The sequence below is a fragment of the Phreatobacter sp. GW821-FHT04C01 genome (genome assembly GCF_059420385.1).
Genome location: NZ_JBWKTP010000001.1, coordinates 1169214 through 1195186 on the forward strand (window position 1 = coordinate 1169214; position 25973 = coordinate 1195186).

Genomic DNA, 25973 nt, shown 5'->3' on the forward strand with positions numbered 1-25973 from the left:
TTTGCGGGTCATCTGTTCAATATACGACATCGGGCGAAGCCGAACGCAAGGTTAAACATGCGCCGTGATGTAACTGCGTCGTCCGGTCGCTCGTGCCTTTACGTCAATCATGGCGGTGGCGCGCGGGACGGGGTCGGCGGGACGGGCCGGCCGGCGGCGGGGTATCGGCCGCCGCCGGCCGCGCCGCGGATCAGCCGAGCAGCTGGCCGCCATCGGCGATGACGGTCTGGGCGGTCACCCAGCTGGCCAGAGGCGAGGCCAGGAACAGCACGACATTGGCGATTTCCTCAGGTCTTCCGAGCCGGTCGAAGGGGATCGAGCCGAGCACGCGGTTGTAGAGCGTCGGATCGGTGGTCTTGCGCGCCTCCCAGGTGCCGCCGGGAAATTCGACCGAGCCCGGCGCGACGCAATTGACCCGGATGCCCTTGCGGGCGAGGGCCGCGGCCTGCGACGTCGTGTAATTGATCACGGCGGCCTTCACCGCGGCATAGGCGGCCGTGCGCAGCGACGGACGGAAGCCCGAGATCGACGCGATATTGATGATCGACGCGCCCTTGGCTTGTTCCAGGAAGGGCAGGGCGGCGCGGCTCGCGCGGACCACCGCCATGATGTCGACCTGCATGCCGGCTTCCCAGCCCTCCTCGGTGTCGCCCTGGCCGAAGCCCGAGGCATTGTTGACGAGGATGTCGATGCCGCCGAGCGCCTTGGCGGCGTCGGGAATATAGCCGGCAATGGAAGGCGCGCTCGCCAGATCGCAGGGCGCAAAATGCACGGTGCCGCCGAACCGGCCGATCTCGGCGGCGGTCGCCTTCAGTGTGTCGGCGCCGCGCGCGCAGATCGAGACGCTGGCGCCGGCCTCGGCGAAGCCGAGCGCGATGGAGCGGCCGATGCCCCGGCTGCCGCCGGCGACGACGACGCGCTTGCCCTTGAAATCGAAACTCATGATGCACTCCTGGTGGGTTTGGTAAGGGGTGAGTTGCGCCGCCGGCGGGCGGCGGGGCACGGCCTCGTCACGTCGACGATGTGGCGGATGGCGATAATGCGTATTGTCCGACGACCCGGGCGCCCTGGTGGGTTCGCGAGCCTAGCCGTGGCGGCGTGCGCCGCAAGGGCTGAAAGGCCGGCCTGCGCGCGGGGCAGGCGCGCTTTTGCAATTGGTTCCTTTGCAGCGACCGCGTTCTCTACGAAGCCCTAGGTCTTGCATCGATGGTTTGGCCGCTTTGCCTTCGCCATCATCCCGATTTGGTCTTGGGCACCAGAATCACGTCGGGAAGGCCTTCGAAGTGGCTGTCGCAGGTAAGGCAATCCGCCCCGAGATCGAGTGCGGTGGCATAAATGATCGCATCGGCCGTTGCGAGCTTATGGGTGCGACAGATCTCCGCCGCCCGCAATGCGATGCGTGTTTCCAGCGGTGCAACCAGACATCCCATCGTATAGGCGATCGCTTGATCGGCGGCTTCCTCGGAAACCTCTCGTGTCAGCCATTTGACGAGTTCGAGCTGAACAAGTGTCGGTACCACCGTGTCGGTGACCTTCGGCCAATGTTCGGCCAAGGCCGCAGCCGTTGGGCTTGCCTTCAACCATTCGATCCAGGCGGAGGTATCGACGACCCGCATTACGCACGATCCTTTCGGTCGCGATAACCCCTGTCGTCGGCCCCCCGGGCGATGCCCGCAAGATCGGCAAGTTCCGGCGCCGGCATCACCATGACACCCTTGCCCTTGGGAATGAAAACAAACTCCTGGCCCGCATGCCATTGCTGGGCAGTGCGGACTTCCTTGGGGATGCTGATTTGGAATTTGGCCGACAATTTCGCGCGAGCGGTCATTTCTGGCAATTTCCCTATCGATCAAAGAAATGTAAGAATATCATAACCCCGGACTTCTCCAAAGGCCTCGGCGATCCTTCCAATGACGCTGGCTCCGCCCCTCGGCTGAAAGGGCGATCCCAGGTTCCTGTTGCCATGGCGGCCGCATGACGGTTGAATGCGCCAACAAACATTCGCGCGGGTATGTCGGCCCGGGCATGAGGAAACGATCAGCCCGATGCCGTGAGGCGGCCGGGCCGCGATAGTTCGAAGGAGGACGAGATGGAACTCAAGTTCACCGATGAGGAACTGGCTTTCCGCAAGGAGGTCCGCGCCTTCATCGACAAGCACCTGCCGACCGCGCTGCGCGAGAAACTCGCCGCCGGCCATCATCCGAGCCGCGACGACATCGTGTTCTGGCAGAAGACGCTGAACGCTCATGGCTGGGGCGTGCCGCATTGGCCTAGGGATTATGGCGGCACCGGCTGGAGCGCCATCAAGCAATATATCTTCCAGGAAGAGATGATGATGGCGCCGTCGCCGCCGCCGCTCGCCTTCGGCATCAACATGGTCGGGCCGGTCATCGCGACCTTCGGCAACGCTGCCCAGAAGGCGCGCTATCTGCCGCGCATCGCCAATCTCGACGACTGGTGGTGCCAGGGCTTCTCCGAGCCCGGCGCGGGATCGGATCTCGCCTCGCTGAAGACCAAGGCGGTCAAGGACGGCGACCACTATGTGGTCAACGGCCAGAAGACCTGGACGACGCTCGGCCAATATGCCGACTGGATCTTCTGCCTCGTGCGCACCGACCCGACGGTGAAGCAGCAAATGGGCATTTCGTTCCTGCTGATCGACATGAAGACGCCGGGCATCACGGTCAAGCCGATCCAGACCATCGACGGCGGCCACGAGGTCAATGAGGTGTTCTTCGACGATGTCAGGGTGCCGGTCGAGAACCTGGTCGGCCAGGAGAACAAGGGCTGGGACTATGCCAAGTTCCTGCTCGGCAACGAGCGCACCGGCATTGCCCGGGTCGGCATTTCCAAGCAGCGCATTCGGCGCATCAAGGAGCTCGCGGCGATCGAGCAGCGCGGCGGCCGTCCCCTGATCGAGGACCAGCGCTTCCGCGAGAAGATCGCCGCCGTCGAGATCGAGCTGAAGGCGCTGGAGATCACCCAGCTGCGCGTCATCGCCGCCGAATCCAAGCGCGAGAAGGGCCGGCCGGACCCGGCCTCCTCGGTGCTCAAGATCAAGGGCTCCGAGCTGCAGCAGGCGACCACCGAACTCCTCATGGAGGTGATCGGGCCGCATGCCGCGCCCTATGCGCCGGAGGACGATCACGGCTCCAACGAACCGCCGATCGGCCCGGAATGGGCCCAGACCATCGCGCCGACCTATTTCAACGTGCGCAAGGTCTCGATCTATGGCGGATCCAACGAGATCCAGAAGAACATCATCGCCAAGGCCGTTCTCGGGCTTTGACGGGTTTCAGGGCGTGAGCGTGCTCGCGGCCGGTTGCGGCTGGCCGCGATGCGCAGGTCTCACGCCGATCAACCGACATCAGTCCCGCTCAGGGCAACAGGATCGCAAGACATGGATTTCGATCTGACGGAAGAACAGCGCCTGCTGAAAGACTCGGTCGACGGCTTCCTGACGGACAGCTACGACTTCGAGACGCGCAAGAAATACGCCGCGCTGGCCGGCGGCTACAGCCCCGAGATCTGGGCGAAATTCGCCGAGCTCGGCTTGCTCGGCCTGCCCTTCGCCGAGGCCGATGGCGGTTTCGGCGGCGGCGCGGTGGAAACCATGCTGGTGATGGAGGCGCTGGGCAAATCGCTGGTACTGGAACCCTATCTCGCAACGATCGTGCTCGGCGGCGGCGTGCTGCGTCATGCCGGTTCGGCCGCACAGAAGGCGGCCCATATCCCGGCCGTCGTCGAGGGCACGCGGACGCTGGCGCTCGGCACCACCGAGCGGCATTCGCGCTACGACCTGTTCGATGTCTCGACCACGGCGAAGAAGGACGGCGCGTCCTTCGTGCTCGACGGTGAGAAGGCGGTGGTGGTGAATGGCGCAACAGCCGACCATGTCATCGTCACCGCGCGCACCGCCGGCTCGCGCCGCGACAAGGGCGGCATCGGACTGTTCCTGGTTCCGGCCGACGCCAAGGGGGTTACCCGGCGCGATACCGCGACCCAGGACGGCACCCATGCGGCCGAGATCACGCTGTCGGGCGTGCGGGTCGGGCCCGAAGGCGTGATCGGGGATCCGGAAGGCGGCCTCGCGGTCGTCGAGCGGGTGGCCGACGAGGCGATCGCGGCGCTTTCGGCCGAGGCGGTGGGCGCCATGGACGAATTGCAGGCGATCACCGTCGACTATCTCAAGACGCGCAAGCAGTTCGGCGTCAATATCGGCGCCTTCCAGTCGCTGCAGCATCGCGCGGCCGAAATGTTCGTGGCGCTCGAGCAGGCCCGCTCCATGGCCATGCTCGCGGCCATGACCAGCGAGGAGCCGGACGCGGTCGAGCGCCAGGCCATGGCGTCGGCCGCCAAGGTTCAGATCGGCCGCTCGGCCAGGATCATCGGCCAGGGCGCGATCCAGCTGCACGGCGGCATCGGCATGACCATGGAGTACAAGGCCGGCCACTATTTCAAGCGCCTGACCATGATCGACACGCTGTTCGGCGATGCCGACCACCACCTCGCCAAAGTCGCCGAATTCGGCCGGCTCGTGGCGGCGTAGGGGGAGGCTTAACTGATCCTCTCCCAGAGGGAGAGGGTGGCAGCGTCAGCTGCCGGGTGAGGGGTCGTCCCTCTCCGGATAGGGCGGTATTCGCGGCGCGCATCGGCATCAGTTCTAAGCGGTTACGCCCCTCACCCGGCGCCTGACGGCGCCACCCTCTCCCTCCGGGAGAGGGTTGATTTGGTGGCGCCTTTTCTCACGGCGGTATCTGAGCACGCTGGCGATAGATGCCGGCAGCTCTCGCAATCATCTCGCGGGCTGTGTCCTGCGGCATCCAGCCCGCGTCATAGGGAGCTTCACCCCACGGTTCCTCGTATTGCCACTCGGCGGGGTAGACGTTCGGGCCTGGGTAGACTTCAAAGCTCCATTGCTGCCCTCTGGCGCGAAAATAGAACGGCTTGCCGTCGATGCGGCCTTCCGCTTGGACGGGGCAATTGCCATCCATCCAGTCGATCGAAAACTCGGTCATTCATGGCCCCCCGGGAGAGCGTCGCAAGCTAACGTAGGCTGGGAGGGCGACAGCGCCAAGGTCGCCGATTTCGGCCGGCTGGTGGCGGCGTATGGGGGCGGGTGAGGCGCGTCAATTGACCCTCTCCCAGAGGGAGAGCGCGGCAGCGGCAGCTGTCGGGTGAGGGGTCGTCCCTCTCCGGATAGGGCAGTATTCGCGGCGCGCATCGGCATCAGTTCTGAGGGCTTACGCCCCTCACCCGGCGCCTGACGGCGGCACCCTCTCCCTTCGGGAGAGGGTTGATTTATCTGCCTCAATGCCCCCAGCGCAGCGCCAGCGGGTTGACCTCGCGGGCGAGCTCCAGGAGCCCGGCCTTGGTCGCCGGATGCAGGGCGTCGAGCGGGTGGCGGACGTGGTCGGAGGCGATCACCTTGCCGGCCTGCATCACCGTCTTGGTGGCGCGCAGGCCGCATTGCCGGTTCTCGTAGTTGATCAGCGGCAGGATGCGGGCGTAATGGGCGGCGGCTTCGGCGCGGCGGCCGGCGGCGTGATGCTGCACCACCGGCTTGATCAGGTCGGGCAGCAGCGCGCTCGACATGGTGGCGGTGGCGCCGGCGTCGAGATCGGCCATCAGGGTGATCGATTCCTCGCCGTCCCAGGGGCCGACGATGGCGGCACCGCCCTGTTCGATCAGGCCGCGGAGCTTGGCCGCGGTACCGGCGATCTCGATCTTGAAATAGCAGACCGCCGGCACGGCCTTGGCGAGGCGGACCAGCGCCGGCACCGGCAGCGCGACGCCCGAGAGCGGGGCGTCCTGCAGCATGATCGGGATGGGGGCAGCTTCCGCGACGCGGGCGAAATGCTCGACCATGCTCGCCTCGTCGGCGCGCAAGGTCGCGCCGTGATAGGGCGGCATCAGCATCAGCATCTTGGCGCCGGCCTTATAGGCCTTGGCGGCACGCTCGGCGGCGATGCGGGTGGAGAAATGGCTGACCGTGACGATGACCGGCACGCGGCCGGCGACATGGTCCAGGCAGAGCGTGGTCAGCTGGTCGCGCTCGACATCGGTCAGCACGAACTGCTCGGAATAATTGGCCAGTATGCAAATGCCGTCGACGCCCTGGTCGATCATGCAGTCGAGTACCCGGCGCATGCCGGCGAGGTCGAGGTCGCCATTGTCGAGAAAAGGGGTCGGGGCGACCGGATGGACGCCCTTGTAGACGGGGAAGGCCGACATGCGTTTCTGCTCCCTGGGATCTTGAACGTCAGTGGTTGTCGCGCGGCACGGCCGAGCCGGACCGGCCGACCAGGAAGTCCAGGTCGGCGCCCTTGTCGGCCTGCATGACCGTGTCGACATAAAGCTTGGCATAACCGCGGCCGGTGTGCAGCGGCGGCTCGGGCGGCGTCCAGGCGGCGCGGCGCGTGGCAAGTTCGGCGTCGTCGACATGCAGGTGCAGCCGGCGCTCGGCGACGTCGAGGGTGATCAGGTCGCCATTCCTGACCAGTGCCAGGTTGCCGCCGGCGGCGGCCTCGGGCGCGACATGCAGCACGACGGTGCCATAGGCGGTGCCGGACATGCGGGCATCCGAAATGCGCACCATGTCCTTGACGCCCTTTTTCAGGAGCTTCGGCGGCAGCGGCATGTTGCCGACCTCGGCCATGCCCGGATAGCCCTTGGGGCCGCAATTCTGCAGCACCATGATCGAGCTCTCGTCGATGTCGAGGGCGTCGTCATTGATGCGATGGTGCAGGTCCTCGATCGAGGAAAACACCACGGCGCGGCCGGTGGTTTTCAGGAGATGGGGCGAGGCGGCGGAGGGCTTGATCACCGCGCCGTCGGGGGCGAGGTTGCCCTTGAGGATGGCGATGCCGGAATTGGCCTTGAACGGCTTGTCGAAGGCGTGGATCACCTCCTCGTTCCAGCATTCCGCGCCCTGGACATTGTCCCACATCGAGCGGCCGTTGACGGTAACGGCGTCCTTGTGCAGCAGGCCCTGCTCGGCCAGGCGCTTGAGCACCACCGGCAGGCCGCCGGCATAATAGAAATCCTCCATCAGGAACGAACCCGAGGGCATGATATTGACCAGGCAATGGACCTCGCGGCCGAGCCGGTCGAAATCGTCCTGGTTGAGCTCGACGCCGAGGCGGCCGGCCAGCGCCAGGAGGTGGATCACCGCATTGGTCGAGCCGCCGATGCCGGCCAGCGCGCGGATGGCGTTCTCGAAGGCCTGGCGGGTGAGGATCTGCGAGATCCTGATATCGTCCTTGACCATCTGGACGATGCGCCGGCCGGCCTCGCGGGCGAGCAGGTTGCGGCGGGCGTCGACCGCGGGGATCGCGGCGTTGCCGGGCATGCCCATGCCCAGCGCCTCGACCATGGAGGCCATGGTGGAGGCCGTGCCCATGGTCATGCAATGGCCCTGGCTGCGATGCATGGCCTGCTCGGCCTCATGGAATTCGGCCAGCGTGATTTCGCCGGCGCGCAATTGCTCGGACATCGAGATCGTATTGGTGCCTGAGCCGATGAGCTGGCCCTTGTAGCGGCCGGACAGCATCGGGCCGCCGGATATGCCGATCGTCGGCAGGTCGACGGAAGCCGCCCCCATCAGCAAAGCCGGCGTGGTCTTGTCGCAGCCCATCAGCAGCACCACGCCGTCGAGCGGGTTGCCGCGGATCGATTCCTCGACATCCATCGAGGCGAGGTTGCGGAACAGCATGGCGGTCGGCCGCAGCTGGGTCTCGCCCAGCGACATGACCGGGAATTCCAGCGGAAAGCCGCCGGCCTCCAGCACGCCATATTTGACGTGCTCGGCAATGGTCTTGAAATGCGAGTTGCAAGGGGTGAGCTCGGACCAGGTGTTGCAGATGCCGATCACCGGCCGGCCATCGAACTGGTCGGCCGGGAAGCCGCGGTTCTTCAGCCAGGAGCGGTAATAGAAACCCATCTTGTCCTGGCGGCCGAACCATTCCTGGCTGCGCAGCTTTCTGGTCGAGCTCATGGGGTGGGACTTTCGAAGAAGGTGGATGCGGGGTGGAGGAAGCGTGGCCTGGGGAACGGGCCTCAGCGGGTCTCGGCGGCCGGCCTGAAGGCGCTGAGCAGCCAGCCGGCGAGCCGGGTGACCAGCGGCCAGAACAGCAGCAGGAAGGCGAGCGCCATCAGGGTCGCGACCAGCGGATTGGCCCAGAAGATCGCCGGCGAGCCCTTCGACATGATCAGCGACTGGCGAAAGGCATCTTCCGCCTTGTCGCCGATCACCATGGCGAGAACCAGGGGCGCGATCGGATAGTCGAGCTTCTTGAAGACATAACCGACAAAGCCGAAGGCGAGCGCCAGCCAGAGGTCGAAAGGCCGGCCGGCGACGGTATAGGCGCCGATGAAGCAGATGGCGACGATGGCCGGGCCGATAATGGCGAAGGGGATGCGCAGGATCGCCGCGAACAGCGGCACGGTCGCCAGCACCAGGACGACGCCGACAATGTTGGACAGATACATCGAGGCGATCAGACCCCAGACGAAATCCGGCCGCTCGACGAACAGCATCGGGCCGGGATTGAGGCCCCAGATCATCAGGCCGCCGAGCATGACCGCCGCGGTGGCCGAGCCCGGCACGCCGAGCGCCAGCATGGGCAGCATGGCGCTGGTGCCGGCCGCGTGGTCGGCGGTCTCGGGCGCGATGATGCCGTCCGGCTCGCCGGTGCCGAGCTTGTCGCGGTTCTTCGAGAAGCGGCGGGCGAGGCCGTAACTCATGAAGGACGCCGCCGTCGGGCCGCCGGGCGTGATCCCCATCCAGCAGCCGACAATGGCGGAACGGAGCAGCGTCACCCAATAGCGCGGCATGCTGAGCAGGGTCTTCCAGACGTCGCGCGCCGAGACGCGGGCGCGGATGCCGTCGAGCTTCATGCCCTCCTCGATGGTGATCATCAATTCGCCGAGGCCGAACAGGCCGATGACCGCGACCAGGAAGCTGACGCCCGCGATCAGGCTGTCGAAGCCATAGGTCAGGCGCAGGCTGCCGGAGACCGAATCCATGCCCATGGCGGCGAGCGCGAAACCGACGCCGATGGAGACGATGGTCTTCATGGCGGTGGCGTTGCCGAGGCCGACGAAGCTGGCGAAGGCCAGGAAATAGACCGCGAAGAATTCCGGCGAGGAGAACTTCATCGCGAAACGGGCGACCGTGCCGGACAAGGTGGTGATCAGGATGATGCCGAAGAAGGCGCCGATGCCGGCCGACAGGAAGGCGTAGCTGAGCGCCGCCGTCGGCTGGCCCTTCTTGGCCATGGGATAGCCGTCGAAGGTGGTGGCGACCGATGACGGCTCGCCGGGAATATTGAACAGGATCGAGGTGGTCGAGCCGCCGAACAGGGCGCCCCAATACATGCTGGTGAGCAGGATGATCGCCGCCACCGGGTCCATGGTGAAGGTCAGCGGCAGCAGCAGCGAGACGCCGTTCGGCGCGCCGAGGCCGGGCAGCACGCCGACCAGGATGCCGAGCAGCACGCCGACCACCATCAGCATCAGGTGATAGCTGGTCAGCGCGACGCTGAAGCCGTGGATCAATGCGTTCAAGCCATCCATGACAAGCGTCCTCTAGAGACCGAGAGCGGCCTCGAGAGGCCCTTTGAGGAGCGGCGTGCTGAAGGCGTATTCGAGCACGAGATAGAGGAACACGGGTATGCCGAGCGAGACCGCGAGTGCGGCCGGCAGGCGATAGCCGTTCTGGAACACCATGGTGGCGAACAGGTAGAGCGCGGTCGCGACATAGAGCCCGAGCAGCATGGCGACCGCGACGAAGGTGATCATCGGAATGACGAAGCCCATGACCGACCTGAACTGCTCGCGGCTCAGGAAGTCGGCGGTCAGGCCGGCGCGCTGGGCCACGCTCTGGCCGGCGATGACCAGGCTCGCGGCGGTCACGACGAGCCCCATATAGAGCGGAAAGGTGCCGGCTTCGGGACCGGACGGCCCCCAGCCGACGCCGAACTCCAGCGCGCCGACCGCAATGGTGAGCCCGAAGGCGGCGGTCACGCAGGCGGTCGCGATCTCTGCGGCGAAGCGCGTAATCATCGCTGTCTCCCGGAGCGGCAAGGGGAGGGGGAAGGGAAGGACGCGGCCCGTGGGACGGGCCGCGGCGGAGAGGTCAGCGGGCGGTCCAGCCCTGCTGCTCGAAGACGGCGCGGTTCTTCGCCTCGTCATCGGCGATGAAGGCGCGCAGCTGGTCGCCGGCCATGAAGGTGCCGGTCTGGACGGTGCGCGTGATGTAGTCCTGCCATTCCGGCGTCTCGCTCACCTTTTTCAGCACATCGGCATAGAAGGCGACGGCATCAGCCGGAACATTGGCCGGCAGCCAGACCGTGCGCGGCATCTGGAAGCGTTCGATCGGAATGCCTTCCTCGCGGCAGGTCGGAATGTCGGCCCAGCCCATGTCGGCGGTGACCCGGGGACCCGAGGCCAGGCGCTGCTGCGAGAACACGCAGAGCGGCCGCACCTGGCCGGCCTTCCACTGGCCGATATTCTCATTCGGGTTGTTGGTGTTGGAATCGATATGACCGCCGGCGAGCTGGTTGGCTGCCGCGCCACCGCCCTGGAACGGCACATAGATGAACTTCACGCCCGACGCGGTCTCGATCATGCTGGTCAGCGTCTGATCGGTGTCGCGCGACTGGCTGCCGCCCATCTTGATGGTTTCCGGGCGGGCCCGGACCGCGTCCAGGAAGGCGCGCGCGGTGCGATATTCCGAATTGCTGTTGACCCAGAGCAGGAACTCGTCGAGCGCCATGCCGGCGACCGGGGTCAGGTCGGTGAGCTTGTAGGCGAGCCTCGCCACATAGGGCAGGAGATAGGCGTTGTTGGTGCCGAAAATCAGCTTGTGCGGGTCGCTCGCGGCCGTGCGGGCATAGATATAGCCTTCGGCGCCCGAGCCGCCGCCCTTGTTGACCACCACGACCGGACGGTCGAACAGCTTGTACTTGGTGATGATCGCCTGAATGACCCGGGCGAAATTGTCGGTGCCGCCGCCGGGCGACGAGGTCACGACGAATTCCACCGGGCGCGACGGCTGCCAGGCGGCCTCGGCCGCGCCTGCCGTCAGTGCGATGCCGAGGATCGCCGAACCAATGCGTTGAGCCAGTTTGAGCATGAGGCCTTCTCCCTGATGTTGCCTGCCCGCCGGCGGCCGTTGGATCGGCCGTCCGGAATGGTTGGTGAAGCGTCAGGCCGCGACTTTGCGGCGATTCAGTCCTTCGGTCGCCATGCGGATGGCGAGCTTGAGCGCGGCGCGGCTGGCGCCCAGATTGGCGATGCCCTCGCCCGCGATCTCATAGGCCGTGCCATGGGCCGGCGTGCAGATCGGGAAAGGGAAGCCGCCGATCAGGGTGACGCCGCGGTCGAAGCCCATCAGCTTCATCGCGATCTGTCCCTGGTCATGATACATGGTCAGGACCGCGTCGAAATCGCCGTTCTTGGCGCGCAGGAACACGGTGTCGGACGGGAACGGGCCCTGGACGTTGAACCCCTGGGCCTTGGCCTTGGCCACCGTCGGTTCGAGAATCTCGATCTCCTCGCGGCCGAAATTGCCACCGTCGCCGGCATGGGGATTGAGGCCGGCCACCGCGATGCGCGGAGAGGCGAAACCGGCGGCGCGCATGGCGCCGTCGGCCAGCGCCAGGGCGCGCAGGATGCGGTCCTCGCTGATGTTGCGGGCAACCTCGCTCAGCGGGATATGCGAGGTGACGCGGGCGTTCCACAGGCCTTCGAGGATGTTGAATTCGCTCGCCGGGCCGTCATAGCCGATGGCGTCGCGAACGAAACGGATCTCGTCGTCGTAACCGGGATAGGCAAAGCGCATCGCCGCCTTGTTGAACGGGGTGAAGAACACCGCGTCGGCGCGGCCGCCGGCGGCATGGCGCAGCGCGCGCCGGAAGTTCTCGGTGGCGAAACGGCCGCCGGCGAGCGTCGCGGTGCGCGGCGTGACATCGGCGATGCCGAGATGGCCGAGATCGACCAGCATGGGCCGGCCGGGCTCCGGCTGAGCCGCGTCCTCGGAGGCCACGACCTCGACCGCCGGGTCGACCTTGGCGACGGCGGCGCCGCCATCGAGGATGCGCTTGTCGCCAAAGATCACGAAGCGCGCGGCCGACCGGAGGTCGGGTTCGACCAGGAGCTTGGCCAGCAATTCCGGGCTGATGCCGGCCGGGTCGCCCATGGCGACGGCAATGGTGGGCAGCTCTGTCGCGGCCGTGGCTGTCATGTCGCGCCTCTTTGATCCGTCTCGCCGAGGAGACGTTGCACACTCAGTATTCTGTATGCAATATTCAGCGCAAAGGTCAAGGGGCGGGTCAAACCACCTCCGTGGACGGAACGCAGAGGACGCTGGGCTCACGATGAATTTCCACACAACCTACGCCGCCATCGCCACGCCGATCGAGACCTGCGTCGTCGGCAGCGGCGGCTTCGGCCAGAGCTTCATCGCGCAGGCCCAGCACGTGCGCCTGATGGGCGCGCGGATCGCGGTCGATCGCGATGCCGAGACCGCGGCCCAGGCGCTCCGCCTGTCCGGCATCCCGGCCGACCGGATCCGCGTCTGCGCCGACACGCGGGCGGCCGCGGCGGCCTGGAAGGACGGACTGTTCGTCGCCGCCGGCTCGCTGGAGACGGTCATCGACCTGCCGTTCCAGGTGCTGGTCGAGGCGACCGGCCATCCGGAGGCGGCCGCCCGTCATGCGCTGCTGGCGATCGAAGCCGGCCGGCATGTCGCGCTGGTCTCGAAGGAGACCGACAGCGTCTGCGGCCCGGGCCTGGCGCGGCTGGCGCGCGACCGCGGCCTGATCGTTACGCCGGTCGACGGCGACCAGCCGAGCCTGCTGATCGGCCTGATCACCTGGGGCCAGGTGCTGGGCCTGGAGATCATCGCCGCGGGCAAGTCGAGCGAATATGACTTCGTTTTCGATCGTGCCGCTGGCACGGTGACCAGCAACGAGGTGAGCCGGCCGCTGCCCGAACTCGCCGGCGCCTGGGACGTCGGCCCCCGCGACCTGAAAGCGGTCAGTGCCGCGCGCGAGCGGCTCATCGGTGGACAGTTCCCGCTGCGTGCCGTGCCGGATCTGTGCGAGCTGACACTGGTCGCCAATGCCACCGGCTTCATCCCGGATCGTGCCGATTTCCATGCGCCGGTGGCCCGCATCCCCGAGGTCGCCGGCCTGCTCGCCGAACGCGCCGATGGCGGCCTCATGGACGGCATGGGCCGGCTCGATGTGTTCCATCATCTGCGCGCGCCCGACGAGGCGAGCTTTGCCGGCGGCGTCTTCATCGTGGTCAAGTGCCGGGACAAGACGAGCTGGGACATGCTGGCCAGGAAGGGCCACGCGGTGAGCGCCTCCGGCGAGACCGCCATGCTCTACTTGCCGCGCCACATCCTGGGACTGGAGGCGGCGACCAGCATTCTCGATGCCGCGGGCCTCGGCCGCTCCGGCTATGGCGACGACTACCGGCCGCGCATCGACCTGGTGGCCGTCGCCGTGCGCGATCTGGCGGCGGGCACCGTGCTGACCGCCAGCGGACACCACCACACCATCGACGGAGTGCGGGCGGAGATGCGGCCCGCCGCCGCGCTCGCCGCCGGCGAGCCGGCGCCGTTCTACCTGGTGGCCGACCGGCCGCTGGCGCGCGCGGTCAAGGCCGGTGAGCCGATCCGGCTCGGCGATGTGGCGATGGACGAAAAGTCACGGCTCTTCGGCCTGCGTTTGCGGCAGGATCAATTGTTCGCCTGAGGCCTGCGGGGGCCGTCCCGGCGGCCTCGCATCCTGGCAAGCGCCGCCGATCGCCGCCGATCCGACCGGACTCGAAAAAAGCCGGCGCCGCGCGCCGTCACACCCGGAACAGCTTCTCGAGCTTGTCGAGCGAGGCGATGAGTTTGTCAGCCTCGGGGCCGAGCGCAGCCAGGATGCGCTGTTCGAATGCCAGCGCCCGTGGAACGAGGTCGGTATAGGCGCGGCGCCCGAGTGTCGTGAGCGTCAGGATTTCCTCACGGCGATCGGTATCGCTTTCGTACCGCTTGAGCCAATGCCGTTCGTCCAGGGCGCGCACGGCGCGGCTCACCTTGGTCTTGTGCATGGATGAATGGGTGCCGATCGCTTTCGCGCCCATCTTCTCGAATTGGCCCAATGTCGCCAGGACCCGCCATTCCGGCACGGTGAGATCGTGGTGGGCGCCGTAAACCGTCCTGAACTCGAGCGAGACGGCACTCGTGATCCGGCTGAGCCGGTAGGGGAGAAATCGTTCGAGCGCGAGGGTGGTCATGGATTGTTAGTTACAAAAGCAACGGTTACAAATGCAACAGATATCGTTCAGACGGGATGACGACCATGGAAAAATCCTCGTTTCCGGTGCAATCGACCGCAACCGGCGGGTCGACGCTGCAGGCCGGCTACATGTCGGGCTTCGGCAATGGCTTCGAGACCGAGGCGCTTCCGGGCGCGCTGCCGATCGGTCGCAATTCGCCGCAAAAATGCGCCTATGGCCTCTATGCCGAACAGCTCAGCGGTTCGCCCTTTACCGCGCCTCGGACCACCAATGAGCGCTCCTGGCTCTATCGGATCCGCCCGACCGTGGCGCATTGGGGCCAGTTCAGGAAGCTGGATGCCGGCCTCTGGCAGACCGCGCCGGGGGAGCAATCGGAGCTGCCGATTGGCCCGCTGCGCTGGGACCCGATCCCGATTCCCAACGAGCAGCTGTCTTTCGTCGAGGGGGTCCGGACGATCACCACGGCCGGCGACGGCGGCACCCAGGCGGGGATGGGCGCGCATGTCTACCTGATCACCCGTTCGATGACGGACGAGTATTTCTACAATGCCGACGGCGAGATGTTGTTCGTTCCCCAGCAAGGCGACCTTCGGCTCTGGACCGAATTCGGCATTATCGAGATCGAACCCGGCGAGATCGCGGTCATCCCGCGGGGCGTGAAGATCCGGGTCGAGCTCCGCAACGGTCCGGCGCGCGGCTATCTCTGCGAGAATTATGGCGGCGCCTTCACGCTGCCGGAGCGCGGGCCGATCGGCGCCAATTGCCTGGCCAATCCGCGCGATTTCCTGACGCCTGTCGCGGCCTACGAAGACAAGGACACGCCGTCGCGCATGTATGTGAAATGGGGTGGGGCGATCTGGGCCGCCGACATCGCCCATTCGCCCCTCGACGTGGTCGCCTGGCATGGCAATTACGCGCCGTACAAATATGATCTTCGCCGCTATTCGCCGGTCGGCCCGGTGCTCTTCGACCACGCCGATCCCTCGATCTTCACTGTGCTGACATCGCCCTCGGAGACGCCGGGCACGGCCAATATCGACTTCGTGATTTTCTCCGACCGGTGGCTGGTCGCGGAGAATACGTTCAGGCCGCCCTGGTACCACATGAATGTCATGAGCGAGTTCATGGGGCTGGTCTATGGCCAATACGATGCCAAGCCGCAGGGTTTCGTGCCGGGCGGGGTCTCGCTGCACAACTCGATGCTGCCGCACGGCCCCGATGTCGAGGCCTTCGAAAAGGCCAGCAATGTCGAGCTCAAGCCGCACAAGCTCGAGGGCACCATGGCCTTCATGTTCGAGACGCGGTTCCCCCAGCGGGTCACCGCCTATGCGGCCGGCTCCGCGGCGCTGCAGAAGGACTATGGCGCCTACGGGCACCAGTTGAAGAAGCACTTCAACCCGAACCAGCGATAACCGGATCATGCAGCAGATCGACAAGACGCACGACCGGACGCTCCGGAGCTGGTTGCCGTCGGCCAATGGCCATCAGGATTTCCCGATCCAGAATCTGCCATTCGGCATCTTCAGTCCGCCCGGCGGGGGGGCCAGGGGAGGCGTGGCCATTGGCGACGCAATCCTGGACCTTGCCGCCGCGCTGGCCGCGGACCTTTTCGAGGGCGAGGCGCGAAAGGCAGCCGAAGCTGCTTCAGGCGCGACGCTCAATGCTTTTCTGGCTCTGGGCGCGGAGCCGCGGCGAAGGCTGCGCGCCCGTCTGTCGGAGATCCTGGCCCTCGGCAGCGCCGCGCAGGGCGCGGCCGAACCATGCCTGCACGCCGCCGCGGATTGCACGGTGCACCTGCCGGCCACCATTGGCGACTACACCGATTTCTATGTCGGCATCCATCACGCCACCAATGTCGGCCAGCAGTTTCGGCCCGACAATCCCCTGCTGCCCAACTACAAGCACGTTCCCATCGGCTATCACGGCCGGGCCTCCTCGATCGGCCCATCCGGGACGCCCGTCCGCCGTCCCAACGGCCAATCGAAACCGCCGGACGCCATCGGCCCGAGCTTCGGTCCGACGCAGCGGCTCGACTACGAGCTGGAGCTGGGGGTCTGGATCGGCGCAGGCAATGCCCTTGGCGAGGCGATCCCGATTGCCGCGGCGAGCGAGCATGTCGCGGGTTATTGCCTGCTGAACGATTGGTCGGCACGCGATATTCAGGCGTGGGAATATCAACCGCTGGGGCCGTTCCTGGCCAAGAATTTCGCCAGCACGATCTCCGCCTGGGTGGTGACGCCGGAGGCATTGGCGCCGTTCCGTATCGCCCAGCCGCCGCGGCCCGAGAACGATCCCGTGCCGCTGCCCTATCTGCTGGACCAGGCCGATCAACGCGAAGGCGCGCTCGATCTGGAGCTCGAGGTCCTGCTGCTCACGCCCGGCCTGCGGGCCAAGGGACTAGCGGCGCATCGGCTCGGCCTTTCCAACGCGCGGCACATGTATTGGACGGTCGCGCAGATGATTGCTCATCACACCTGCAACGGCTGCAACCTGAGGCCGGGCGACCTCCTCGGCACCGGGACGATTTCCGGGCCGGACGCCACGGCTTGCGGCAGCATCCTGGAAGCGACGCTCGGCGGGAAAAATCCCATCGTGCTCGCTTCCGGTGAAGAGCGTCGCTTCCTGCAGGACGGGGACGAGGTGATCCTGCGGGCGCGCGGCCGCCGCGAGGGTTTCGCCGCGATCGGCTTCGGCGAGTGTCGCGCCACCATCATGCCGGCGCGGTGACGCGCCGGCGATCCGCCGCCTGTCGCGGTGCGATCGCGAATGTCCTGAAGAGCGAGGCGATAGCTTGAAACTCTATACCTACTGGCGATCCACCTCGTCCTATCGGCTGCGGATCGGCCTCGCGCTGAAGGGCGTCGAGGTCGAGCATTGCCCTGTGCACCTGGTCCGCAACGGTGGCGAGCAGAATGGCGAAAGCTACAGGGCGATCAACCCTCAGGGCCGGGTTCCGGCGCTTGCGCTCGACGACGGTGCCGTCCTCACGCAATCGCCGGCCATTCTCGAATATCTCGAGGAGGTCTATCCCGATCCGAGGCTCCTGCCGGCGGACCCCGTCGCACGCGCAAAGGTCCGGGCCGTCGCGGCGATCATCGGCTGCGATATCCATCCTCTGCACAATGTCGGTCCGCTGAACCACCTCCGGAGGGAATTCGGCGGCTCGGACGCGGATGTCGGTATTTGGATCTCCACCTGGTCGCGGCAGGGCTTCGCGGCGATCGAAACGATGATCGGCGGCGACGGATTTTGCTTCGGCGCGGAGCCGAGCCTCGCCGACGTCTATCTCGTGCCGCAGCTCTATGCCGCGCGGCGGTTCAAGGTGGACCTGGCGGACTATCCCCGGATCGTGCGGGTCGAGCGCATCGCGGCGGAACATCCCGCCTTTCAAAAGGCTCACCCGTCGCGCCAGCCGGACGCGGAATAGCGCCCGTCTCGGGCGACGGCGTCGCGGCAGGCCCCGAGGAACCCGTTGCGAGGCCGCCGGCGCGCGCTTCGGCCGGCCGGCGCATCGCGAGGCGCCGTGCCTTGAGGTGCCTCCTGGGCTCGGCTATAGCCGGCGGGGTGGCGGGCTCGCTGCCGATTCGACAATTTTACGGGATCCCGGGGGCATGAGCATCAAGGGGCGCGGCGTGCAGTCGATCGAGGTCGGCGGCCGCATTCTCGTCGTCCTCGGTTCCGAGGCGCGGCCGATGATGCTGCGCGACCTCGCCCATCGCGCCAAGCTCACCCCGGCGCAGGCCCATGCCTATTTGCTGTCGCTCCGCCGGCTCGAGTTGGTGGAACAGGACGAAGCCGGCCGCTATCGCGTCGGCCCCTTCGCGCTGACCCTCGGCATCGCCCGCATGTGGGGCTCCGATCCGCTGAAGCTGGCCATGCAGCGCCTGTCGCAGCTTGCGGAAGAGACCGGCATGATGGCGACGATCCTGGTGTTCGGCACCCGTGGCCCCACGGTCGTCTATGTCGAAGAAGGCGCCAACCAGATTCAGGTGAACGTGCGTGCCGGCACGCTCTATTCGATGATGGGAACGGCCAGCGGCCGGGTGTTCTCGGCCTATCTGGCGGACAGCGTCGCCAGGGTGCGGATCAAGGCCGAGATCGCCGAGGGTCCCTCGCAGTTCATGGTTGGGGCGCCGGCCTCGCTCCGCGCGGTCGCGGCCTCCAACAAGATGGTGCGCGCCGCCGGCTATGCGACGACGGAAGGCGTGCCGATCCCGGGCATCAATGCGGTGTCCGCACCGGTGTTCGACAGTGCCGGCAGGATGCAGTTGGCGATCACGCTGATCGGACCCGTCGGCGGGATGAGTGTCGCCGCCGAAAGCCCGTTCGTGGCGGCGACCGTCGCCTTCTGCGCGAAGCTGTCGGCCGATCTCGGCTATGATCCGAACCGGCTGCTGGGCGGCGAAGGGCCGGTCTGACGGGAAAAGCAAAGGCGGCCGAGCCGCGGGGGCACCCTGCAAGGTCAGCCGGCCGAAGCATGGACGCCCGCCAATGCGCCATCGGACGATGGTCGCGCTGGCGGGCTCGATGCTGCGGCAGGTCAGGACGCGGTGCGCGCGGCCTTCTCGATCCCGTTGCGGATCCAGTTGTTGTACATGGTCTTCATATCAGGCGAGGCCGGCTGCAGCTTCATCACCGCGCCCACCATCTCGCTGGCGAACATGAAGGTGATCCAGGCGGTCAGCTCGACGATTTCCTCGTCGGAGAAATGCGCCTTCAGGGCCTGCCAGTCCTGTTCCGGCACGTCCGTCGGGTTGGTCGCGACGGCCTTGCCGAAAGCCACGGCGGCTGCCCAGCGGGGATCGTCATAGCTGCCCCTCGGCGCGCCGAGCGAGGCGCAGAACGCGCAGCCCGAATGTTGCGCGACCATCCGGCGGACTTCTTCCTTGAGGCCGGCGTCGACGACGCCGCTGAAGCGCATCGCTTCGTCGAGCGCGTTCCACGGTTTGGCGATCTCCGGACGAAGCGCCATGATCTGGCGGAATTCGCTGCCCGGGACGCCCGTCTTTCCTTGTATCCTTGCCATTGTTGGCCCTCTCCGTTCACATCGCAAGAAATCCGCCGTCAACGGGGATCATGACCCCGTTGACGTAGCTCGCCAGCACATCCGATGCGAGGAACAGCGCGGTGCCGACGAGTTCGTCGGGTTCGCCCACGCGGCCCATCGGGATGCGCTTCACCAGCATCTCCATCTTGGCGTGGTCCACGCCGATCCAGGTGTTCATCGGGGTCCGCATCGTGCCCGGGGCGATGCCGTTCACCCGGATGCCGAAGGGCGCGAATTCGACGGCCATCTCCTTGGTCAGGAGCAGGACGCCGCCCTTCGACGAGGCATAGGCCGCGCCCTTGGTCGCCAGCCCGAGGAAGGATTGCAGGGAACCGATATTGATGACCGTGCCGCGCGTCCGCTTGAGCTGATCGAGCAGCGACACCGTCGCGTAATAGACGCCGGTCAGGTTGACGTTGATGATCCGCTGCCAGGCATCGAGCGCCTGCTCGCTGTCGCTGTCGCCGCGGAAGATGATCCCGGCATTGTTGATCAGGATCGACGCATCGCCCATTTCGGCTGCGATCCGCGCCGCGACGTGCTTGCCGTCCTCGCGGCTGGAGACGTCCCAGCGCAGCCCCAGCGCCGCCCGGCCCTCGGCGCGCACCAGCTCGGCCGTCTCATTGGCCAGCGCCTCATCGACATCGGTCGCGACGATGCTGGCGCCCCATTTGGCCAGGCCGACCGCCAGCGCGCGGCCATTGCCTTGCCCGGCACCCGTGATGACGCAGAGCTTGCCGTCGAGAAGTGGGTACATTGAAATTAGCTCCCTTGTGCGGACGGATGGCCGGTCGGCCTGTGGGATTCTGGCTCCCGGCCTGATCGATCACCGCTTCCTCTCCGAAACGAAACCCGCCAGTGGCGTGTCATTCGTCGTTTGTTATCTGCAAATCTATTCGCTATTTGATAGCGCCGGACGATGGGCTGCGCAAGCCGGAAAACGACGATCTCGCACCGGCTTGGGCAGGGGTCAGCGTGTAGCGGCATGGGGGCCGCGGCCGAGGACGCGATCCACCTCCGCCGGGGTCGCGGTGGCGAAGGTGGACGGGTGCGCGTCGATCTTCGCCAGCGCGCGAATGACCGCCGGCCGCTCGGCGATCCGCCGATACCAATGCCAGAGATGGGGATAGCTTTCGCCATTCTCCGCGGTGAACGGATGTGTCTCGCCGAACATCCGCGCCTCGGTGCGGAACCACGGAAAGGTTGCGATGTCGGCGATCGAATAGTCGTCACCGCCGAGGAAGGCGGTCTTGGCCAGCCGGTCGTCGATCAGCCGGTAAAGCCGTTTGACCTCGGTGGTATAGCGCGACACGCCATAGTCGTTCTCGGCGGCGAAGCGGTTGAAGTGGTTGAACTGGCCGAATATCGGGCCGATGCCGGTCAGCTGGATCATCAGCCATTGAAGCGCGTCGCTGCGCCGGCGCGGATCCGCGGGCAGCAGCGCACCGGTCTTTTCCGCCAGATAAAGGAGGATCGCCCCCGACTCGAAGACCACATAGTCGCCACCACTGGGCCCGTCGTGGTCGACGATCACCGGAACCTTGGCGTTCGGATTCAGCGCACGAAATTCCGGCGCGAACTGCTCGCCTTTCCAGATGTTGATCTGATGCGCGGCATAACGAAGCTCGGTCTCCTCCAGCATCAGATAGATCTTCTGGACGTTCGGACTGGCCATGGCATAGAGGTCGATCACAGGCTGCATCCTCTGGTTCGCGGCGGTTCGCGCTAGGCGACCTGCGTGGTCTCGACGAAATAGGGCGCGACGCCCGCCACGATCGTGTCGGTGTGCTCCTTGGTCCGCGCGAAGGCGGCGGTGGTCAGGACCGCGGCGGCGTCTTCCTTGCTGCGAAACCACAGCTCGACGACGCCATCGACCAGGATGTCGTCATGCGAGGCGTCGCTTACGCCCGCGCTGTGCCGGGCAATGACGAGGTTCTGCGTGTAGCCCAGCAGCTTTGGCCAGGTCCTCACGAGCTCGGCATGGCGCCCGAGCCATTCGCGCCGGAATTCCTCGGCCGAGACCTCCGGCCGGCGGCGCAGGATCGACATGCGCTTGACCATCGGGCCGGCGCCGGCGGCGAGCGGAATTGCCGCGTGTTTCTCGCAGACGACAATGTCGGCGCGGTCCAGAAATTGCGCGGCGGCCGTCGTGACGGCGGCAAAGGCTTCCGATGCGACCGCGGCATGCATGGCGTCGGCATCGGAGAATTGCAGTTCGGAAATGCCGTCGATGTTCCAGTCGCCGCGCGGCCCCGGATCGGTGACACGATGCTGGAGATAACCGTGCAGTCCGGGCAGGCGGGTGACGACGGATGGGCCGGCATCGTGCCAGCGCGTGGCGAAATCCGTGTCGGTGAGGTCGGCTTTGCGTCGAAGCAGGCCCAGGCGGCTTATCATCATCGTCCTCCAGTCGTAGGCAGCGCGGCCTAACCCGCGATCCGGCGGCTTTCTCGCCGGGGCGAAATCATCGGTCCGGCGGCGCGGGCGAGCGCGGGCGCGCCGCCGTCGGCTCGTCGATCAACCCTGCAGGTCGGCCCACATGCGGCGGTCGCGCTCGGCGGTCCAGACGCGCGGCCGGTCGACGCCCCGCGCCTCGTCGAAAGCGCGGGCAACATTGAACGGCATGCAGTGCTCGTAGATCGCATAGCCGGCGAATTTCGGATCCATCACCGCCCGGCATGCATCGAAACTCTGCTTGAGGCTGAGGCCGCGCGCCGCGCTCTTCGACACCGAAGCGTAGAGGGTGGTCAGGAAGTCGCGGGTGCTGGCGAGTGCCGCCCGCACCTCGTCCTCGCCGACCACCGCGCTGCCGCGGCCGGGAACGAGGGCATGGGGCTTCAGTTCGGCGATGCGATCCAGCGTCGCCGGCCAGTCGGCGAAATGCGCGTCGCCGCAGTAGCAGGCCGAGTGATATTCGACGAGATCGCCGGAGAAGACCACGTCGGCGTCGGGCACATGGGCGACGATATCGCCGGCGGAATGACCGCGCCCGAGATGCATCAGCCGGACCTCGCGGTCGCCGAGCCAGACCGACATGCGGTCCTGGAAGGTGACCGTCGGCCAGGTCAGGCCCGGAACCGTTTCGGCGGCCTGGAACAAGCGCGGGAAGCGACCGAGCTCGCTGTCCCAGTCCTCCTGTCCGCGCTCGACGATCAGGTCGCGGGTCGCCTTGGAAGCGATGATTTCCGATGCACCGAAACCGCTGGCGCCGAGCACGCGCACCGCGTGGTAGTGGCTGAGCACGACGTGCTTGATCGGCTTGTCGGTCACCGTCCGGATCTTCTCGACGACGGTCTTCGCCATCACCGGCGTCGCCTGTGCGTCGATGACCATGACGCTGTCCCGGCCGATGATGACGCCGGTGTTCGGGTCGCCTTCGGCGGTGAAGGCATAGAGGCCCGAGCCGATCTCGTCGAAGGAGATGGTCTTGCCCGCCGTATCGGCGGTGGAGGCAAAGCTGGGCTGGGTCATGTCATGTCCTTGAAAATGCGGGGTCCCGGCTGTCGGCCGCCGGGTTCAGGCCGGGCTGGCGACGGGGCTGCGCCCATCGGCGCCACCACCCGAGGTGTCGCCACGCGTGGCAGCCAGATGCCTGCCGGCGATGTAGCCAAAGGTCAGGGCGGGCCCCAGCGTGATGCCGCCGCCGGGATAGTTGCCACCCATGATGCTGGCCATGTCGTTGCCGGCGGCATAGAGCCCGGCTATCGGCCGGCCATCCTGGTCGAGGACCTGGGCGTTGCCGTTGGCCCGGAGCCCGGCAAAGGTTCCGAGATCGCCCACAACCACTTCGACCGCGTAAAACGGCCCGGTGTCGATCGGCGCGAGGCAAGGGTTCGGCTGGAATTCGGGATCGCCGTTGAACCGGTTATAGGCGGTCGATCCCTTGCCGAAGGCGCGGTCCTCGCCCGAGGCCATGTCGCGGTTCCAGGCGGCGATGGTCGCCTCCAGGCCCGCCGCGTCGATTGCTGCGTTGCGCGCCAGCTCGGCGATGGTCTTGCCGGTCTTGAGATAGCCGGACCGGATGTTCGGCCCGACCGGCACGGGGAAGGGTTTGACGAAGCCGAGGCCGAAGCGCTTCAGGAAGGGCTTGTCGACCACGAGGAAGGCCCGCGCCGGTCCCTTGGCGCCATCGCCGCGCGCGGCGAACAGCGCCTGCACGAAATCATGGTAGGAATTGGCTTCGTTGACGAAGCGCCTGCCGTTCGGCAGCACCGCGATCAGCCCGGGCTTGGCGCGGTCGATGAAATGGGGAAATACGCCGAAGCTTCCATCGGCGCGCGGCACCCGCGAAACCGGCACCCAGGCGGCGGCGTTCGGATAGCTGTCCTCGACCTTGGCGCCGGCCGCCTCGCCGAGACGCAGGCCGTCGCCGGTGTTCGATGCCGGCGCGGGCGAGAAATGCCCGTTATTGTCGGCGTCGTGGGGGAACATGGCGCGGCGTCGCGCCGCATCCTGCGGGAAGCCACCGGCGGCGAGAACCACGCCGCAACGGGCGCGCACCGTCACCGTCCGGCCGTTCTTCTCCACCTCCGCGCCATGAACCGCGCCGGCCTCGACGAGCAGCCGCGAGACCGGCGCATCGGTCCAGACATCGACGCCGAGATCGAGCGCGCTGCGGAACAGCCGCCCCGCCAGCGCATTGCCGTTGGTCAGCAACATGCCGCGCCCGTGGCGTGCGAGGTCGCCGGCATGGGCGGCCAGCCGCTTGGCGACATAGATGGCGGATTTGAGCGAGCGCGTGACGTTGAAGAAATGCTTCAGCTCCGGACCGGAGCCGATCATCAGCCCGACGAAGGTCAGTTCCGGGAGGGGCTGGCGCAGGCGCTTGAGCTCCTTGCCCAGCCTCTCGCCGCGGAAGGGCTGCGCCTTGATGGACCGGCCGCCGGAGCGCCCACCCGGCACGGTTGGATGATAGTCGGAAAAGGCCGAGGCCGGCTCGAACGTCACTGACGTCCGGCTGTCGAAGAAGGTGATCGCCTCCGGGCCGGTGCGCAGAAAAGCGTCGACGCAGTCGGGATTGAAGTGGTTGCCGGCCTCGTTCTGCAAATAGGTGCGTGCGGCATCGACCGTGTCCTCCACGCCGTCGCGGCGGGACACGGGATTGTTCGGTACCCACATGAAGCCGCCGGAGAAGGCGGTCGTGCCGCCGACCCAATGGTCCTTCTCGGCGACGATCACCGTCAGGCCCTTGGCCGCGGCGGTGACCGCCGCGGCAAAGCCACCGGCGCCCGAGCCCACAACCAGCACGTCGCAGTCGAAATTGTCCATCATGTCGCGATACCGTCAGTTCCTGATGTCGACGCCGCGGCGCGTGGCCGACAGCAGGTCCTTGCGCTCGCGGAGCGCGGTGCCGAGGCTCTGCTCGCGCTTGGTGAGCCAGGCGCCGTGGCGAACCGGCCAGGCGGAATAGTCCGGCCCGTGTCCGAGCTGTTCGGCCGCACGACGCGGCCAATAGGGGTCTTCGAGCGCGGCGCGGCCAATGGCCACGAGATCGGCGGCCCCCGACCGCAAGGCCTCCTCGGCCTGCGGCCCGTCGACGATCATGCCGACCGCCTGGGTCAAGACCTGCGCCTCGCGCCGGATGGTTTCGGCGAACTCCAGCTGGAAACCCAGCCCGCGCGGCACGTTCATCCGGCTGACCTCTTCGGACAGACCTCCGGAGGAGACGTCGACGACATCGACGCCGACCGCCTTCAGCTCGCGGGCGAAGATGATCGAATCCGCGAGGTCCCAGCTGTCGGCCGCGCCATCCACGGCCGAGATCCGGCAGAACAGCGGCCGCCCCGCCGGCCAGGCGGCACGGACCCGGCTGGCGATCTCGAGCGGGTAGCGCATCCGGTTCTCGATCGGGCCGCCGAACTCGTCGGTGCGACGATTGGCCAGCGACGAGAGAAAGGTCGGGATCAGATAGCCGTGGGCGAAATGTAGCTCCACCGCATCGAAGCCGGCGGCGAGCGCCCGGCGCGTGGCTGCTTCGAACTGTTGGGCAACCTCTTCCATGCCGGCGCGGTCGAGCTCCTCGGGCACGGTCCAGGTCGGGCCGGCGGAGACCGCGCTCGGCCCGATGCGCCGCCAGCCCTCGGCGCCGGCGAAGCGGTCGAGATCGGCTGCCGTGAACGGCTGGCCACCCTCCCAGACGGGGAAGCTGCCGGCCTTGCGCCCGGTATGGGCGAGCTGGACGCCGATGAGGCCCGATTGCGCATGAATGAAATCAACCACCCGGGCGAGCGGCGCCACCTGATCGTCCTTCCACAAGCCGAGGTCGTTGATGCCGACCCGGCCATGCGGCGACACGGCCGTGCTCTCGGCAAAGATCAGGCCGGCCCCGCCGAGCGCGAACTTGCCCAGATGCACCAGGTGCCAGTCGCTTGCGCGGCCGTCGTCGGCGGCGTGCTGGCACATGGGCGAGATGACGATGCGGTTCGGCAGGACCAGATCGCGCAAAGCGAGGGGAGAGAACAGCACGGACTGGCCGGCCTTTCCGGTGGAATCGGTGGTCACGAGGAAGCTCCGCTCAAGGACATCGACTGGCTCAGGGACGAGGATTGCCGGCGTCGCCGGGCGGCGTCGGCGGCCGTCAAAGCGGTGTCGTTGCTGTCCATCCGCATGGGAACGCTCCCCTTCGTCG

General features: G+C 66.9%; 25 protein-coding genes. 7 read left to right on the forward strand and 18 right to left on the reverse strand.

What is annotated here, in order from left to right; all coding sequences use genetic code 11:
* Positions 1-190 precede the first annotated feature (190 nt).
* From AC07WJ_RS05520 to AC07WJ_RS05530, 3 genes are all read right to left on the reverse strand, one after another.
* Positions 191-943, reverse strand: coding sequence for an SDR family NAD(P)-dependent oxidoreductase (locus AC07WJ_RS05520; protein WP_494933503.1), 753 nt, complete (start codon positions 941-943; stop codon positions 191-193).
* A 289-nt stretch (positions 944-1232) separates the two neighbouring features.
* Positions 1233-1616 carry a type II toxin-antitoxin system VapC family toxin gene (locus AC07WJ_RS05525; protein WP_494933504.1) on the reverse strand — a complete coding sequence of 128 codons (384 nt, stop codon included), beginning with the start codon at positions 1614-1616 and terminating at the stop codon, positions 1233-1235.
* Positions 1616-1828, reverse strand: a complete 213-nt coding sequence (locus AC07WJ_RS05530; RefSeq protein WP_494933505.1) for an AbrB/MazE/SpoVT family DNA-binding domain-containing protein — start codon at positions 1826-1828, stop codon at positions 1616-1618. Before AC07WJ_RS05530 ends, AC07WJ_RS05525 begins: the two co-directional genes overlap by 1 nt.
* A 261-nt stretch (positions 1829-2089) precedes the next feature.
* Here AC07WJ_RS05530 and pimC point away from each other — a divergent pair, with 261 nt between their 5' ends.
* Together pimC and AC07WJ_RS05540 are read left to right on the forward strand one after the other, a co-directional pair.
* Positions 2090-3289: a pimeloyl-CoA dehydrogenase large subunit gene (pimC, locus tag AC07WJ_RS05535; protein ID WP_494933506.1), complete on the forward strand. Its 1200-nt coding sequence runs from the start codon at positions 2090-2092 to the stop codon at positions 3287-3289.
* Positions 3290-3400: 111 nt separating this feature from the next.
* The gene (locus AC07WJ_RS05540; protein WP_494933507.1) at positions 3401-4549 is read left to right on the forward strand and encodes an acyl-CoA dehydrogenase family protein; all 1149 of its coding nucleotides are present in this window, start codon (positions 3401-3403) and stop codon (positions 4547-4549) included.
* 196 nt (positions 4550-4745) lie between these two features.
* Here AC07WJ_RS05540 and AC07WJ_RS05545 read toward each other — a convergent pair whose 3' ends face one another.
* The 7 genes from AC07WJ_RS05545 to AC07WJ_RS05575 form a co-directional block, all read right to left on the reverse strand.
* Positions 4746-5018: a hypothetical protein gene (locus AC07WJ_RS05545; protein ID WP_494933508.1), complete on the reverse strand. Its 273-nt coding sequence runs from the start codon at positions 5016-5018 to the stop codon at positions 4746-4748.
* Between the two features lie 292 nt (positions 5019-5310).
* The gene (locus AC07WJ_RS05550) at positions 5311-6234 is read right to left on the reverse strand and encodes a dihydrodipicolinate synthase family protein (RefSeq protein ID WP_494933509.1); all 924 of its coding nucleotides are present in this window, start codon (positions 6232-6234) and stop codon (positions 5311-5313) included.
* 28 nt (positions 6235-6262) lie between these two features.
* The gene (locus AC07WJ_RS05555) at positions 6263-7996 is read right to left on the reverse strand and encodes an IlvD/Edd family dehydratase (RefSeq protein WP_494933510.1); all 1734 of its coding nucleotides are present in this window, start codon (positions 7994-7996) and stop codon (positions 6263-6265) included.
* Positions 7997-8058: 62 nt separating this feature from the next.
* Positions 8059-9576 (reverse strand): tripartite tricarboxylate transporter permease, encoded by a 1518-nt coding sequence (locus tag AC07WJ_RS05560; protein WP_494933511.1) that lies wholly within the window; start codon positions 9574-9576, stop codon positions 8059-8061.
* Positions 9577-9588: 12 nt separating this feature from the next.
* A complete protein-coding gene (locus AC07WJ_RS05565; protein WP_494933512.1) occupies positions 9589-10065 on the reverse strand; it encodes a tripartite tricarboxylate transporter TctB family protein in 477 nt (158 codons plus the stop codon).
* A gap of 73 nt (positions 10066-10138) precedes the next feature.
* The gene (locus tag AC07WJ_RS05570; RefSeq protein WP_494933513.1) at positions 10139-11137 is read right to left on the reverse strand and encodes a tripartite tricarboxylate transporter substrate binding protein; all 999 of its coding nucleotides are present in this window, start codon (positions 11135-11137) and stop codon (positions 10139-10141) included.
* A gap of 72 nt (positions 11138-11209) precedes the next feature.
* Complete coding sequence (locus tag AC07WJ_RS05575; protein WP_494933514.1) at positions 11210-12247, reverse strand: 4-hydroxythreonine-4-phosphate dehydrogenase PdxA; 1038 nt, start codon at positions 12245-12247, stop codon at positions 11210-11212.
* A gap of 133 nt (positions 12248-12380) precedes the next feature.
* On the opposite strand from AC07WJ_RS05575, the gene AC07WJ_RS05580 reads away from it, so the two are divergent.
* Entirely contained in the window at positions 12381-13766 is a 1386-nt protein-coding gene (locus AC07WJ_RS05580; protein ID WP_494933515.1) for a flagellar biosynthesis protein FlgA, read from the forward strand.
* 97 nt (positions 13767-13863) lie between these two features.
* Here AC07WJ_RS05580 and AC07WJ_RS05585 read toward each other — a convergent pair whose 3' ends face one another.
* Positions 13864-14295, reverse strand: coding sequence for a MarR family winged helix-turn-helix transcriptional regulator (locus tag AC07WJ_RS05585; protein ID WP_494933516.1), 432 nt, complete (start codon positions 14293-14295; stop codon positions 13864-13866).
* Between the two features lie 65 nt (positions 14296-14360).
* Between AC07WJ_RS05585 and hmgA the strand changes: the two genes are divergently transcribed.
* From hmgA to AC07WJ_RS05605, 4 genes are all read left to right on the forward strand, one after another.
* Entirely contained in the window at positions 14361-15710 is a 1350-nt protein-coding gene (gene hmgA, locus AC07WJ_RS05590) for a homogentisate 1,2-dioxygenase (RefSeq protein ID WP_494933517.1), read from the forward strand.
* 7 nt (positions 15711-15717) lie between these two features.
* A complete protein-coding gene (gene fahA, locus AC07WJ_RS05595; protein WP_494933518.1) occupies positions 15718-17025 on the forward strand; it encodes a fumarylacetoacetase in 1308 nt (435 codons plus the stop codon).
* A gap of 64 nt (positions 17026-17089) precedes the next feature.
* Positions 17090-17725 carry a maleylacetoacetate isomerase gene (gene maiA, locus AC07WJ_RS05600; RefSeq protein ID WP_494933519.1) on the forward strand — a complete coding sequence of 212 codons (636 nt, stop codon included), beginning with the start codon at positions 17090-17092 and terminating at the stop codon, positions 17723-17725.
* A 184-nt stretch (positions 17726-17909) separates the two neighbouring features.
* Positions 17910-18716: an IclR family transcriptional regulator gene (locus AC07WJ_RS05605; protein ID WP_494933520.1), complete on the forward strand. Its 807-nt coding sequence runs from the start codon at positions 17910-17912 to the stop codon at positions 18714-18716.
* Between the two features lie 122 nt (positions 18717-18838).
* On the opposite strand, the gene AC07WJ_RS05610 is transcribed toward AC07WJ_RS05605, so the two are convergent.
* The 7 genes from AC07WJ_RS05610 to AC07WJ_RS05640 form a co-directional block, all read right to left on the reverse strand.
* Positions 18839-19366: a carboxymuconolactone decarboxylase family protein gene (locus AC07WJ_RS05610; protein WP_494933521.1), complete on the reverse strand. Its 528-nt coding sequence runs from the start codon at positions 19364-19366 to the stop codon at positions 18839-18841.
* Positions 19341-20102, reverse strand: a complete 762-nt coding sequence (locus AC07WJ_RS05615; protein ID WP_494933522.1) for an SDR family NAD(P)-dependent oxidoreductase — start codon at positions 20100-20102, stop codon at positions 19341-19343. The genes AC07WJ_RS05610 and AC07WJ_RS05615 overlap by 26 nt, the downstream gene beginning before the upstream one ends.
* Positions 20103-20315: 213 nt before the next feature.
* Positions 20316-21038 (reverse strand): glutathione S-transferase N-terminal domain-containing protein, encoded by a 723-nt coding sequence (locus AC07WJ_RS05620; RefSeq protein WP_494933523.1) that lies wholly within the window; start codon positions 21036-21038, stop codon positions 20316-20318.
* A gap of 32 nt (positions 21039-21070) precedes the next feature.
* Positions 21071-21742 carry an EthD domain-containing protein gene (locus AC07WJ_RS05625; RefSeq protein ID WP_494933524.1) on the reverse strand — a complete coding sequence of 224 codons (672 nt, stop codon included), beginning with the start codon at positions 21740-21742 and terminating at the stop codon, positions 21071-21073.
* Positions 21743-21862: 120 nt separating this feature from the next.
* Positions 21863-22816 (reverse strand): MBL fold metallo-hydrolase, encoded by a 954-nt coding sequence (locus tag AC07WJ_RS05630; RefSeq protein WP_494933525.1) that lies wholly within the window; start codon positions 22814-22816, stop codon positions 21863-21865.
* Positions 22817-22861: 45 nt separating this feature from the next.
* Complete coding sequence (locus AC07WJ_RS05635) at positions 22862-24613, reverse strand: FAD-dependent oxidoreductase (protein WP_494933841.1); 1752 nt, start codon at positions 24611-24613, stop codon at positions 22862-22864.
* A 15-nt stretch (positions 24614-24628) separates the two neighbouring features.
* Complete coding sequence (locus tag AC07WJ_RS05640; RefSeq protein ID WP_494933526.1) at positions 24629-25846, reverse strand: NADH:flavin oxidoreductase/NADH oxidase; 1218 nt, start codon at positions 25844-25846, stop codon at positions 24629-24631.
* Between the last annotated feature and the right edge of the window lie 127 nt (positions 25847-25973).

Bases quoted from the DNA above. Each gene is read 5' to 3' on its own strand.
- AC07WJ_RS05520 (WP_494933503.1), bottom strand. From the start codon at position 943: ATGAGTTTCGATTTCAAGGGCAAGCGCGTCGTCGTCGCCGGCGGCAGC.
- AC07WJ_RS05525 (WP_494933504.1), bottom strand. From the start codon at position 1,616: ATGCGGGTCGTCGATACCTCCGCCTGGATCGAATGGTTGAAGGCAAGC.
- AC07WJ_RS05530 (WP_494933505.1), bottom strand. From the start codon at position 1,828: ATGACCGCTCGCGCGAAATTGTCGGCCAAATTCCAAATCAGCATCCCC.
- pimC (WP_494933506.1), top strand. From the start codon at position 2,090: ATGGAACTCAAGTTCACCGATGAGGAACTGGCTTTCCGCAAGGAGGTC.
- AC07WJ_RS05540 (WP_494933507.1), top strand. From the start codon at position 3,401: ATGGATTTCGATCTGACGGAAGAACAGCGCCTGCTGAAAGACTCGGTC.
- AC07WJ_RS05545 (WP_494933508.1), bottom strand. From the start codon at position 5,018: ATGACCGAGTTTTCGATCGACTGGATGGATGGCAATTGCCCCGTCCAA.
- AC07WJ_RS05550 (WP_494933509.1), bottom strand. From the start codon at position 6,234: ATGTCGGCCTTCCCCGTCTACAAGGGCGTCCATCCGGTCGCCCCGACC.
- AC07WJ_RS05555 (WP_494933510.1), bottom strand. From the start codon at position 7,996: ATGAGCTCGACCAGAAAGCTGCGCAGCCAGGAATGGTTCGGCCGCCAG.
- AC07WJ_RS05560 (WP_494933511.1), bottom strand. From the start codon at position 9,576: ATGGATGGCTTGAACGCATTGATCCACGGCTTCAGCGTCGCGCTGACC.
- AC07WJ_RS05565 (WP_494933512.1), bottom strand. From the start codon at position 10,065: ATGATTACGCGCTTCGCCGCAGAGATCGCGACCGCCTGCGTGACCGCC.
- AC07WJ_RS05570 (WP_494933513.1), bottom strand. From the start codon at position 11,137: ATGCTCAAACTGGCTCAACGCATTGGTTCGGCGATCCTCGGCATCGCA.
- AC07WJ_RS05575 (WP_494933514.1), bottom strand. From the start codon at position 12,247: ATGACAGCCACGGCCGCGACAGAGCTGCCCACCATTGCCGTCGCCATG.
- AC07WJ_RS05580 (WP_494933515.1), top strand. From the start codon at position 12,381: ATGAATTTCCACACAACCTACGCCGCCATCGCCACGCCGATCGAGACC.
- AC07WJ_RS05585 (WP_494933516.1), bottom strand. From the start codon at position 14,295: ATGACCACCCTCGCGCTCGAACGATTTCTCCCCTACCGGCTCAGCCGG.
- hmgA (WP_494933517.1), top strand. From the start codon at position 14,361: ATGGAAAAATCCTCGTTTCCGGTGCAATCGACCGCAACCGGCGGGTCG.
- fahA (WP_494933518.1), top strand. From the start codon at position 15,718: ATGCAGCAGATCGACAAGACGCACGACCGGACGCTCCGGAGCTGGTTG.
- AC07WJ_RS05605 (WP_494933520.1), top strand. From the start codon at position 17,910: ATGAGCATCAAGGGGCGCGGCGTGCAGTCGATCGAGGTCGGCGGCCGC.
- AC07WJ_RS05615 (WP_494933522.1), bottom strand. From the start codon at position 20,102: ATGTACCCACTTCTCGACGGCAAGCTCTGCGTCATCACGGGTGCCGGG.
- AC07WJ_RS05625 (WP_494933524.1), bottom strand. From the start codon at position 21,742: ATGATAAGCCGCCTGGGCCTGCTTCGACGCAAAGCCGACCTCACCGAC.
- AC07WJ_RS05630 (WP_494933525.1), bottom strand. From the start codon at position 22,816: ATGACCCAGCCCAGCTTTGCCTCCACCGCCGATACGGCGGGCAAGACC.
- AC07WJ_RS05635 (WP_494933841.1), bottom strand. From the start codon at position 24,613: ATGGACAATTTCGACTGCGACGTGCTGGTTGTGGGCTCGGGCGCCGGT.